The sequence below is a fragment of the Clostridium mucosae genome (genome assembly GCF_024622765.1).
Classification (GTDB): Bacteria; Bacillota; Clostridia; order Clostridiales; family Clostridiaceae; genus Clostridium.
Genome location: NZ_JANKAF010000006.1, coordinates 26061 through 39089, shown reverse-complemented (window position 1 = coordinate 39089; position 13029 = coordinate 26061). Strand labels below are relative to the sequence as shown.

At 27.5% G+C, this 13029-nt stretch carries 10 protein-coding genes; 8 read left to right on the top strand and 2 right to left on the bottom strand.

What is annotated here, in order from left to right:
* Nucleotides 1-161 precede the first annotated feature (161 nt).
* The 4 genes from NSA50_RS08700 (at nucleotide 162) to rpsD (ending at nucleotide 5347) form a co-directional block, all read left to right on the top strand.
* Nucleotides 162-2042, top strand: coding sequence for a beta-glucoside-specific PTS transporter subunit IIABC (locus NSA50_RS08700; protein WP_195429775.1), 1881 nt, complete (start codon nucleotides 162-164; stop codon nucleotides 2040-2042).
* A 210-nt stretch (nucleotides 2043-2252) separates the two neighbouring features.
* Nucleotides 2253-3692: a 6-phospho-beta-glucosidase gene (locus tag NSA50_RS08695; RefSeq protein WP_257444460.1), complete on the top strand. Its 1440-nt coding sequence runs from the start codon at nucleotides 2253-2255 to the stop codon at nucleotides 3690-3692.
* A 170-nt stretch (nucleotides 3693-3862) separates the two neighbouring features.
* Entirely contained in the window at nucleotides 3863-4513 is a 651-nt protein-coding gene (locus NSA50_RS08690) for a bifunctional 4-hydroxy-2-oxoglutarate aldolase/2-dehydro-3-deoxy-phosphogluconate aldolase (protein WP_195262979.1), read from the top strand.
* Nucleotides 4514-4753: 240 nt separating this feature from the next.
* On the top strand, nucleotides 4754-5347 hold the full coding sequence (gene rpsD / locus NSA50_RS08685; protein WP_257444457.1) for a 30S ribosomal protein S4: 594 nt from the start codon (nucleotides 4754-4756) through the stop codon (nucleotides 5345-5347).
* A gap of 124 nt (nucleotides 5348-5471) precedes the next feature.
* On the opposite strand, the gene NSA50_RS08680 is transcribed toward rpsD, so the two are convergent.
* Entirely contained in the window at nucleotides 5472-6020 is a 549-nt protein-coding gene (locus NSA50_RS08680) for a 50S ribosomal protein L25 (RefSeq protein ID WP_257444455.1), read from the bottom strand.
* A gap of 532 nt (nucleotides 6021-6552) precedes the next feature.
* On the opposite strand from NSA50_RS08680, the gene NSA50_RS08675 reads away from it, so the two are divergent.
* The 4 genes from NSA50_RS08675 to NSA50_RS08660 all read left to right on the top strand — a co-directional run bounded on the left by NSA50_RS08675 (nucleotide 6553) and on the right by NSA50_RS08660 (nucleotide 11080).
* Nucleotides 6553-7017: a L,D-transpeptidase gene (locus NSA50_RS08675; RefSeq protein WP_257444646.1), complete on the top strand. Its 465-nt coding sequence runs from the start codon at nucleotides 6553-6555 to the stop codon at nucleotides 7015-7017.
* Between the two features lie 242 nt (nucleotides 7018-7259).
* On the top strand, nucleotides 7260-8111 hold the full coding sequence (locus tag NSA50_RS08670; protein ID WP_195429771.1) for a DegV family protein: 852 nt from the start codon (nucleotides 7260-7262) through the stop codon (nucleotides 8109-8111).
* 22 nt (nucleotides 8112-8133) lie between these two features.
* Nucleotides 8134-8664 (top strand): DUF1836 domain-containing protein, encoded by a 531-nt coding sequence (locus tag NSA50_RS08665; protein ID WP_257444452.1) that lies wholly within the window; start codon nucleotides 8134-8136, stop codon nucleotides 8662-8664.
* A 223-nt stretch (nucleotides 8665-8887) separates the two neighbouring features.
* A complete protein-coding gene (locus tag NSA50_RS08660) occupies nucleotides 8888-11080 on the top strand; it encodes an alpha-galactosidase (RefSeq protein WP_195262985.1) in 2193 nt (730 codons plus the stop codon).
* 77 nt (nucleotides 11081-11157) lie between these two features.
* On the opposite strand, the gene NSA50_RS08655 is transcribed toward NSA50_RS08660, so the two are convergent.
* Nucleotides 11158-12924: a sensor histidine kinase gene (locus NSA50_RS08655; RefSeq protein WP_195262986.1), complete on the bottom strand. Its 1767-nt coding sequence runs from the start codon at nucleotides 12922-12924 to the stop codon at nucleotides 11158-11160.
* Nucleotides 12925-13029 lie beyond the last annotated feature (105 nt).

Below are 13029 nucleotides of genomic sequence, written 5' to 3'. Positions count from 1 at the left end.
GTTTTTTATTATATACTGATAAATAAATATGTTCGGAGGAGATAGCAGGAAAATTAATTTGTTAACCGGAAGTTTCATAGGATTGTAACTGACTTGATCAGGCAAAACCTTAATTCTTCAAAACTTAAATAATTTAAATTTTGAAAGTGAGGAATTAAGCTATGAATTATGAAAATTTAGCTAAGTCAATATTAGAAAAAGTAGGCGGAGAAAAAAACGTATCAAATTTAACACATTGTGCAACAAGATTAAGATTTAACTTAAAGGACACATCGAAGGCAAATACAGATGCTCTTAAAAACACTCAAGGAGTCATGGGAGTTGTTGATAAAGGCGGTCAATATCAAGTAATAATAGGAAATGATGTAAATAATGTTTACAAAGAAATTATCAAAATTAGCAATATTGAAAATGGAAATAGCAATGGATCTAATGAAGTTGATGATCGTAAACCTATTGCAAAGGTAATAGATACAATAACAGGTATATTTACACCTATATTACCAGCAATAACGGCAGCAGGTATGATGAAGGCAGTTCTTGCATTATTAACTGCATTTAAATTAGTATCTACGGATTCTCAAAGTTATCAAGTTATAAATTTTATGGCAGATGCTGCATTCTATTTCTTACCTTTACTTCTTGCAAATTCAGCAGCTAAGAAGTTTAAATGCAACCAGTACTTAGCAATGATGCTTGGAGGAATGTTGCTTCATCCAACATTTGTTACAATGGTAAATACAGCAAAAGAAGCAGGAACATCTATATCAGTATTTGGATTACCAATTTCTTTAGCATCATATAGCTCAAGTGTTTTACCAATAATACTTGGTGTTTGGTTTATGTCATATGTTGAACCAATTGCAGATAAAGTATCACCAAAAGCAATTAAATTCTTTACAAAACCATTAATTACAGCATTAGTTACAGGAATAGTTTTATTAGTAGTAATTGGACCTTTAGGATATATAATTAGTGATAAAATAGGATTAGCTATAAAAACTTTAGAATCTTATGCTAGCTGGTTAGTACCTACTTTAATAGGTGGATTAACTCCATTATTAGTTATGACAGGAACTCATTATGGGCTTATACCAATAGGAATAAACAATCGTATGACTATGGGATATGATACAATAATCTACCCAGGAATGTTAGCATCAAATGTTTCTCAAGGAGGAGCAGCATTAGCAGTAGCACTTAAAACTAAGAATAAAGAAATCAAACAACTAGCATCTTCAGCAGGTATTACAGCGGTATGTGGTATTACTGAGCCAGCTTTATATGGTGTTAACTTAAGATTTAAAACTCCATTATATGCATCTATGATAGGAGGAGCAATTGGTGGTCTGTTCTTAGGATTATTCCGTGTATCAAACTATTCAGGTGGTTCTCCAGGATTTTTAACTTTACCAAGCTATATTGGTGGAGAAACAATGATGAACTTTGTATATGCTTGTATAGGAGCTGTAATAAGTGTGGCTGTATCATTTGCAGCAGGTTTAATCTTATATAGAGATAAAGAAGAAGTTACTGATACTGAAGTAGTTGATAAGAGTGATGAAAATATGAATAAAGAGGCTCTAGGTAATGCAATTACTATTGCTAGTCCAATAAATGGAGAAATAGTACCTTTAAGTGAAGTTAAAGATGAAACTTTTGCATCAGAAATGATGGGAAAAGGAATAGCAATTAAGCCAATAGAGGGTAAAGTAGTATCACCGATAAATGGAACTGTTGAAATGATGTTCAAAACTAAACATGCTATAGGGTTAAAATCAAATGATGGAGCAGAGGTTTTAATTCATGTAGGTATGGATACAGTTCAATTAGAAGGTAAACACTTTAAATCATTTGTAAAAGATGGAGATAAAGTGAATATTGGAGATACTTTAGTAGAATTTGATATGGAAGCTATTAAAAAGGAAGGTTATGAATTAACAACACCTGTTATAGTTACAAATACTATGGATTATTTAGAAGTTTTACCTATGAACTTAAAAGCAGCTAAGGCTGGAGATACTATTATAAGTATTCTTTAATATATAAGTTTTAATAAAAATGAAGTTGACTAAATTTATTAAAAGGTGAAATTAATTTGAGTTTATAATAAAATAATTCATTCTTACTAAGAAAGATTTAATTATTTAATAACTAGAAAACAATTAAATTTAAAACTTATGAAAATATAAGGAAGTATCTAAAGAAGAATTTATAGATACTTCCTTTAAAAAATAGAGGAGGAATTAGTTATGACTAAAGATTTCAATAGATTTCCAGAAAACTTTTTATGGGGAGGAGCTTTAGCTGCAAACCAATGTGAAGGTGGATATAAAGAAGGTGGAAGAGGCTTAACAACTGTTGATCTTTGTCCAGCAGGAGCAAATAGACGTAAAGTTATGGAAGGGAAAATAGATGTTTTAAGACCATTAGAAAATGAATATTATCCTTCACATGAAGCTATAGACTTTTATCATAGATATAAAGAAGATATAGCATTATTTGCAGAAATGGGATTTAAATGCTTAAGAGTATCAATTGCATGGTCAAGAATTTTCCCAAATGGAGATGAAACTATTCCAAATGAAGAGGGATTAAAATTTTATGATTCAATGTTTGATGAAATGATTAAGTATGGAATTGACCCAGTAGTTACAATTTGTCATTTTGATACACCAATTGGAATTATTGAAGAGTTTGGTGGATGGAAAAACAGAAAGTTTATTGATTTTTACTTAAATTATTGTGAAGCTATATTTACAAGATACAAAGATAAGGTTAAATACTGGATGACATTTAACGAAATCAATATGATATTACATTTACCTTTTATGGGAGCAGGAGTTAGATTTGAAGAAGGTGATAATGAACTTCAAATAAAATATCAATCAGCTCATCATGAACTTATAGCAAGTGCATTAGCTACAAAAATGGCACATGAAATAATGCCAGGTTCAATGGTAGGATGTATGCTTGCAGCAGGAGAGTTTTATCCTTACTCATGCAATCCAGAAGATGTATTATTAGCAAAAGCAAAGGATAGGGAAAATTTATTCTTTATTGATGTGCAATCAAGAGGGGAATATCCTGGATATGCAAAAAGATTTTTAAGAGAAAATGGAATTGAAATAGAGTTTGGAGAAAATGATGAAGAAATATTAAAAAACAATACAGTAGATTTTATTGGATTCAGTTATTATTCAAGCAGATGTGCAAGTTCAGATCCAGAAGTGCTAAAAGGCCAAACTGCAGGGAATGTTTTTAAAACTGTTAGAAATCCTAACTTAAAAATTTCAGAATGGGGATGGCAAATAGATCCATTAGGTCTTAGAATAACTTGTAACTCTTTATATGATAGATATCAAAAGCCTTTATTTATTGTAGAAAATGGTTTAGGTGCTGTTGATAAAGTAGAAGAAGATGGATCTATAAATGATGATTACAGAATTGAATATTTAAGAGAACATGTTAAAGCAATGAAAGAAGCTATTAAAGATGGTGTTGATTTAATAGGATATACACCATGGGGATGTATAGATATAGTTTCTGCTTCAACTGGGGAAATGAAAAAACGTTATGGATTTATATATGTAGATAAAGATAACGAAGGAAATGGAACATTAGAAAGAAGAAAAAAGAAGAGCTTTGACTGGTATAAAAAAGTTATAGATAGTAATGGTGATGAGCTTTAATATAGGCTAATAATTTATTAAAAGAGTTTGGATTTAATTTCAAGCTCTTTTTAATTTAATTAAATTTGATATATAATATAATAGGTTTATAAAGACATTTAAATTAAATTAATAAAAATAGTGTTATAATAAGATAAACAATAGAAAAATATATTTAGAAGGTGTACAAAATGAAAAAAAATATAATCAATTTTATTGAAGAAAATAAAATAATTGCAATTTGCAGAGGGATTTATGGAGAAAAGCTAGTTCAACTAGTAGAGTCGTTGTATGAAGGTGGAGTTAAGCTAGTAGAAGTAACATTTGATCAAGGTGACGAAAAGTGTATAGAAAAAACTTCAGAAGCACTTAAAGAATTAAATTCTAAATTTAGTGGCAAAGTTAAGTTTGGAGCAGGAACAGTTATTACAACTGAACAAGTTAAGGCTGCAAAAAATTCAGGAGCAGAATATATTTTATCTCCAAATTCAGATTCAGAAATAATAAAGCTAGCAAATGAATTAGGATTAGTAACTATACCAGGTGCTATGACTCCAACAGAGATTTTATCTGCTCATAAGGCTGGTGCAGATTTTGTAAAACTGTTCCCAGCAGGTACTTTAGGATTAAAATATGTTAAAGATATATTAGGGCCAATAAATAATGTTAAATTTATAGCAGCAGCTGGTGTCACTCCAGAAAACTTAGGAGAATTTTTAAAATTAGGATTTGTAGGTGCTGGAATTAGTAATTATATAACTAATAAAGATATGGTAAACTCAGGAGATTTTGAAACATTAACTAATCATGCTATAGAAATAATGAAAATAGCTAAAAATTAATATAAATAAAGAAATATAGAATTAGATTTGCAGAATAATATTTATAGTGATGGATAAGATAAAATTGAAAATAGAGCTATGGTATAATATCGATGATAAAGATTATCAATTAGCGAGAAATATTAAGGAATTTAAAAATAAACTAAGATAATAAGCTTAAACTAAATGATAATGATTTTCAATTACTGAAAAGGTGTGATATTATATCAACATAATTTAATTTTAAAGAGGAGGGAAACCATGGCTAGAGAAAGAGGCCCAAGATTTAAACAGTGTAGAAGACTTGGCTTAAATGTTTCCGGACATCCTAAAGCTATGAATAGAGCTGTAAAGGGAACAAGTAGATCAGACAAAAAATTATCAGAATATGGTGTAAGACTATTAGAAAAGCAAAGATTAAGAGCTTACTATGGAGTTTTAGAAAAGCAATTTAAAAAATATGTTGAAGATGCCTTTAAAACAAAAGAAGGAACAACTGGGGAAGCTTTATTAATAAGATTAGAATCAAGATTAGACAATCTTGTATATAGAATGGGATTTGCTAATTCTATAAGAGCTGCAAGACAAATGGTTAATCATGGACATATATTAGTTAATGGAAAGAAGATTGATATTCCATCATATAAGGTAGACCCAGGCACAGAGATTTCTTTAACAGAAAAGGCAAGAAAATCTCCAAATTATATTGCAAACATAAATGGACATGTGAATACTTTACCTTACATAGAATCTAACTTAGATGAATTTAAGGCTGTATATACTAGATATCCATTAAGAGAAGAAATTCCAATACAAATTAATGAAAACCTAATAGTTGAGTTCTACTCTAGATAATTATTCTAGCTAATAGTATAAGGTTCATAACTTCTTAAAATTAAAGTATATTTTGCCATGGAAAAAACTATACAGTGCAGTGTATAGCTTTTTCTTTTTATAGATATTAAAAAATAAAATAGAATTAAATATATTGACTACTTACTACAGCTAATAGAGTTTTAGGGTCAGTTAAAATTGTTATATCCTCTGGAATAACAATATCTTTGATTAAGACCTTATCATCAACATTCATACTAGAAACATTTATTTCAATAGATTCAGGAATTTTTTCAACATTTCCTTGCAAATCTATAAATAAGTTATGAGTTTCTAATGTTAACCTCCTAGACTCTAGATTTTCTTGTCCAATAATTTTTATAGGAATTCTCATTTTAATAATTTCATTTGGTTTAATATATTGAAAATCTACATGTAAAATTTCATGTAGATCATTTTTCTGAACATCTTTAACTACGCAATTAAATTTTTTATTATCTAATTCAACTTCTATAATAGATCCACTATTATTTTTTCTAAGCATTCTTCTAAGCTCTGCATTACACATTTTTATTGGGATAGTATGATCAAGGAATTCCCCATATATTATTCCAGGGATTTGTCCAGTTTTTCTAAGTTTACTTTGATTTGTTTTTATATTTCTTTCATAGACTTTAAATGCTAAATTTGACATAATAAATACCTCTTTCATTAACTTTATATAATATATGTGTTTTAATTAATAATTTATATAATTAAAATAATATAGTTAGTTTATTAAGCTCTATAAAGTTAAGGTGAATATACTCATAATATGAGATATTTAAATAACCACACCTAGAGCTTAATTTCAAAGCCCCACATATGCATCATCCTCCTTTAAGTTATTATGATGAGTTTACTTAATAAGTTAAATAAAAGCAAAGGTAAGAAAGTAAGTCTTTGACAATAAAACATTAATATAATAAGGAAGTATTAAAGGAAAGTATAGAATATTATGACAAGTTTATAAAAAGATAAATTTATTATTAAAGTGGGAAATATATCATAATTTTTTATATCATAATAAAAATGATTCATTATATTAACTACTATAGAATGTCAAATGAATGGTTAATGGGTAGTATGATAAATAATTATAAAAAAATATATATTTATTTTCATCAATTAATTCTATCTGAATAGTATAATTAGAAAGTATTTATTTGGGAGATAGTATTTTGAAAATGATTAATAAAATTTTTTCTATAATAAGTAGAGGAGAAGATTATAGTGATAGTGCCATTGCATTTGTTAATTCCGGTAGTTTTTCTAGTCCAACTAAATATTTTATATGGGTAGATACTAAAAAGTTTAAAGTCAACATATTTCAAGGATCAACAAATAAATGGAATCTTATTCATAGCTATATATGTACTATTGGAAAAAAGGCTACTCCAACACCAAAGGGAACATTTAGTATAGGGATTAAAGGATTGTATTTTGGAGTTGAGAAAGGATATAAATGTTGGTATTATACACAGTTTAAAGGAAATTATTTATTTCACTCAATAATTTATAATTTAGATGGTAGTGTAAGAGATGGAAGGCTTGGAATGGCTTTATCAGATGGATGTGTAAGATTGGCTAAGGAAAATGCAAAATGGATATATGATAATATTCCTGAAGGGACTAAAGTTTATATTACGTAAAATATATGGCATATGGATGGAAGATTGCAATATATAATTTAGAATGTATGAGGGAAACTTCGATTGAAGTTTCCTAAATTAAATTGCTTTTAGTGCTTTAGAATAAATTATATTAATAGAAAAAAACTTCTCAAAATGTTTATATATTATCATTGACATCGATTACTTAGTATGATAATCTGAAACAAATAGTTTTTAAAACTACATATTTTAGATTAAAATACGAAATTGGAGAAAAAAAGATGATAAAAATTGTATCAGACTCATCTACACTTTATTCTATAGAAGAGGGACAAGCTAATAATATTGATATTGCACCTCTTTCAGTTAGCATTAATAACAAAACATATAGGGAGTATGAAGATATAAACACGAAAGAGTTTATTGATATTATTAACGAAGGTCATATTCCTAAATCTTCACAGCCATCTATTGGACATGTATTAGATTTATATAGTAAATATCCAGAAGATGAAATAATAAATATTTCAATGGCAGATGGTTTATCAGGTACATATAATTCAGCATTTATGGCAAGAAATATGGATAATAATCCAGAGCGTATAGATGTAATTAACTCAAAGACTTTATGTGGACCACATAGATATTTAGTTGACTTGGCTGTTAAGCTTGTAGAAGCTGGATACACAAGAAGTGAAATAGTAAATGAATTAAATAAATTTATTGAAACATCAACTTCATTTTTAATTCCTCATGACTTTGACTTTTTAGTAAGAGGGGGAAGAGTGTCATCTATAGTTGGTAAGATTGGAAGTGCCATTAAATTAGTACCAGTTATGACTCTTTCAGAGGACTGTAAATCTCTTGAAAAGTTTACTACTAAGCGTACATATAAAAAAGCAGTTAAAAAGATAACTGAAGTATTTTTAGAGAAAAATATTGATTTTAATTATAAGATTTATATTTCTCATGCTTGCAAAGAAGATTTAGCAAACGAGACTAAAGAAATTATATTAGAAGACATTAAAGATGCAGATATAGAAATTAAGTTGTTAAGTCCTGCATTTACTACTCAAGGTGGACCAGGATGTGTTGCGATACAAGTAATAAAAAAACATGATTTATTAAAATAATTATAAAAATAGGAGAGGCAGTATGGGTAAAGGGAATAAGTGTGGAGTTCATAGAAATATTTTAGAGTTTCATTGCCCAAGGTTTAATGAACTGCCAAAAGTTTCTTTATATAAGGACCAAGTCATTGTATATATAGAAGATGTATTAAAAGAAATAAATATTAATAATGAAGAAAAATTATTAACACCTACAATGCTTAATAATTATGTGAAACAAAAGGTAGTTTATCCTCCAAAAGATAAAAGATATGATGAAAAACATTTAGCTTACTTAATTGTAGTTTGCACATTAAAGCAAGTATTTACATTACAAGAAATATGTTATTTAATTAGAAAGCAAATAGATACTTGCCCTATAGAGGAGGCGTATGACTTTTTTTGTGTAGAACTTGAAAAGGCGCTAAAATCAGTATTTACTACAAGAGATTTTTCAGAGCCAAGTTCAGCAAGGAAAGTTACAATTGAATCTGAGATAGTAAGATCAATGGTAATGGCTTTTGCTAATAAGATATATATACAAAAGTATATTAAACATGAAGTAAAAGATAAATAGAATTTAATAAAAATGATTTAAAGGTACAGTATTAATTTATATAATTAAATTGATTATATAAATTGATACTGTGCTTTTATAATATAAACAATATATAAGATGTTACTGCAAATATTATTTGATTTTTAAATAGTATTGAACATGATTAATATTTATGATATTTTTAAGTAAACGTTATAATTAAGTTGAAAGTAAATTTATATTATATATGGAGGTATAGAATATGGGTATTAGATTTATAGAAAAGTATAATGTATTTAAGCTTGACTCAAAAGATACATCGTATATTATTTCTATTGTAGATGAAGAAAAATTTTTAGGACATGTTTATTTTGGTAAAAAAGTAATTGATGAAGATATAAACTATTTGATGAGGATTGAAGAGCCACCATATATTCCATCTAAAAATAATAGAGATAGAGTATCCTTTTATGATAGTTTCCCTTTTGAATACTCAACTCATGGAATCGGAGACTTTAGAGAATCATCAATAAGGGTTAAGGATAAGAATGGACATTCAGAAGTAAAGCTTGAATATAAATCACATGAAATTTATAAAGGGAAAAGAGAGCTTAAAGGGTTACCTGCTACATTTGGAAATGAAAATGAGTGTACAAGCCTTGAAATAACTTGTGTAGATACATATTTAGATTTACAAGTTGTACTTGTTTATACTACTTTTGAGAATTTAGATGTTATTACAAGAAGTGTAAAAGTTAAAAACCTAAGTGAAGGTGAAATTAATTTAACAAAGGTATTATCTACCTGCATTGATTTTGATGGTATGGATTATGATATGATATCACTTCATGGATCTTGGGCTAGAGAAAGGCATGTACAAAGAAAGAAAATTGGTTATGGAAAACAAGTTGTATCAACTATAAGAGGAGAATCAAGTCATCAAGATAATCCATTTATAGCATTATTAGATAGCAAAGCAACAGATGATTATGGAAATGTATATGGATTTAATTTTGTTTATTCAGGAAATTTCTTTTCACAAATTGAAGGATGCCAATTTAATACAACTAGAGTTGTAATGGGAATAAATCCAGAAGGTTTTAATTGGATATTAAATAAGAATGAAGAATTTACAGCACCTGAAGTAGTTATGGTTTATTCAAATGAAGGTATAGGAAAGATGACAAGAACCTTCCATGATCTATATAGGAATCATTTAATAAGAGGCGAATATAAAGATAAAAAGCGCCCAATATTAATAAACAATTGGGAAGCAACTTATTTTGATTTTAATACAGAAAAACTGTTATCTATTGCAAAAGAAGCATCTAAGTTAGGAATAGAAATGCTTGTTATGGATGACGGCTGGTTTGGGAAGCGTAATGCTGATAATTCATCATTAGGAGATTGGTTTGTAAATGAAAACAAAATAAATGGCGGGCTTAAAAATTTAGTTGATGAAGTGAACAAACTTGGTATGGAGTTTGGAATATGGGTTGAACCAGAAATGATATCAGGAGACTCAGAGCTATTTAGAAAACATCCAGATTGGTGTATTAAGATACCAGGTCGTGAGCCTGCATTATGTAGGGAACAATATGTATTAGATTTATCAAGAAAAGAAATAGTAGATTATATATATAATAGTATAAAAGAAGTTTTATCTAGTGCAAATATAACTTATGTGAAATGGGATATGAATAGGCAACTAACAGACTTGGGAAGCCTTGGATTAAAGTCAGAAAACCAAGGAGAATTATTCCATAGATATGTTTTGGCAGTATATGATATGATGGATAGATTAACTAAAGATTTTCCACATATTTTATTAGAAAACTGTTCTGGTGGAGGGGCAAGGTTTGATCCTGGAATGCTTTATTATAGTCCTCAAATTTGGTGTTCAGATGATACTGATGCAATTGAAAGATTGAAAATACAAGAGGGAACAGCTATGGTATATCCACTTTCAGCTATAGGTGCGCATGTTAGTGATTGTCCAAATCATACAGTTGGAAGAACTACACCTTTTGAAACTAGAGGCTATGTAGCTTTGGCTGGTACTTTTGGATACGAGCTTGATGTAACAAGAATCCCACAAGAAGATAGAGATATGATCCCAAAACAAATAGAAATGTATCACAAGTATAATGACTTAGTAAGAACTGGTGACTATTATAGAATAGAAAACTTTTCTGAAAATAATTCTTTTGATTCTTGGTCAGTAGTTTCTAAAGATAAGAGTGAAGTTTTAGTAACTTGTGTGCAAGTTTTTGGAAGACCAAATTACCATAGCAGAAGAATAAAATTAAAAGGATTACTAGAAGATAGATTCTATAAAAGTGAAGAAACTGGAAAAATTATTTCTGGTGGAGCATTAATGAATGCTGGAATTAATTTAACTAATTTACATGGAGATTTCAAAGGTAAATTAATTCATTTAAAACTTGTAAAGTAGTGAAAATATAGTATATAAGTTAACTATAATAAATTCCACAGTGTAAAAATAAGATGTTTATACTGTGGAATTTTTATTTATTTTATTATATAAGGTAATGTTAGTACCATTGAGGTACCCTTGCCATATACGCTAAATATTTCAAGTCCGTAGTCTTTCCCATAATTAAGTTTTAGTCTACGATTTATATTTCTTAATGCTATGCTACTGAATTTATTATTTTTATCATTAATATAATCATTTAAATCCTTCAAATTTTCATCTTCAATGCCTATGCCATTATCAGATATTGTTAATAATAAATTATTATCTATATGATGACCTTGAATTATTATTTTCCCATTACTATCACATTTACTTAATCCGTGGTAAATAGCATTTTCAATTAGTGGTTGAATTATCATCTTAATTATTTCACAATTGAGTAATTCTTCGGGGATAATATTTTCTATTGTAAAAAGCTGATCAAATCTTATTTTTTGTAAGTAAATATAATTATCTATTATTTCCATTTCTTGATTTAGCTTTACTGTATTAATTTTTCTATTCATGCTATATCTTATTATTGAACCAAAGTATTCTGCCATAGTTGAGGTTTCTAAATCATCATTAATTTCCGCCATCATATGAATTGATTCTAAAGTGTTATATATAAAATGAGGATTGATTTGATTTTGAAGCTGGCGAAGCTCTAATTCCTTTTGCTCTATTTGATTCTTATAGTTTATATTTATTAAACTATTAATACGACCTTTCATGTCATTATACGAATTAACAAGTTTACCAATCTCATCATCTTTATCATATCTAAAGTTTTTATTTAAATTATTTTCTATAGAGTTTGAAGACATATTGTTAATAAGATACTGTATTGGATTAAAAATTCTTTTTGTAAAGAATAGATACAGTATTATTGATGAAATTAGAAAAAATAGTATGTTAGTAATTAAAAAGATAATGTATAAATTATCTAGTTTAAATGCATCTTTCTTTGGTATTTTATTAATTACTATCCAATTTGAAATATTAACTGGATTAGAACAAATAACATAAGGTGCATCTTCATATATATAATTTATTGACGGCTCAGAACTATTAAAATTTACTTTGTCAAAATAGTTGAATTCTGATTCTTCTTTATTTGTTGATAGAATTAAATCACCACTAGAACTATAAATTGAGATAGCTTCATTATTAAATGGTAAATCATAGTTTAATATATTATTAAACTCTTCAGTTGATAAAGTAACTAAAAGCATCCCTGTAATTTGGTTTGTATTAATATCTATTATTTTTCGTGTAAGAAGTATAAGATTTTTACCTTTTGAATAGTCTATATCGAAAATACTACTAGAATTAATATTTGCAAAAATTGAAGTAGCAGAAGATGAACTTAAACTTTCTTGAAACCAATTTTCATTAAGTGGATTTATAAGTTTATAGTGAGAACTGTTTCTGCTTGCAAATGCACCCATGCCTTTTAAATCATAAATATAAGCTCCACTTATATAATTATTTTGAATTAGCATCATTTCACAAAGATATTTTAAGTAGTTATAATGTGATATTTGAAAATTTTCAGTATCTCTCAATGTCTGATGCAACGTACTTATTTCTGGTATAAGTAAAGGATATTTAGAAACATCAGAAATAGTGTTTATTTTTTCTTCTATTTGGTTACTAAAGCTAATATTGAAGTTTTTTATTAATTTTTCAGTTTTGTTAAATTCATACTTTGAATAAGAATATAAATTAAAAGTAGTAACAAGTAAAAAGATTAAATAAAGACAAGTAAAAATAATTAGAGTTAACTTTTTTATAGATAAATTTTTATAAGAAAACATAATTTACACCTAACTTCTTTAAAAAGTATATATTTTATTTTATTAAAGTATAATTCTTCTAAAATGTAAACATTTAATATATAATAAATATATAATGAACTGAAA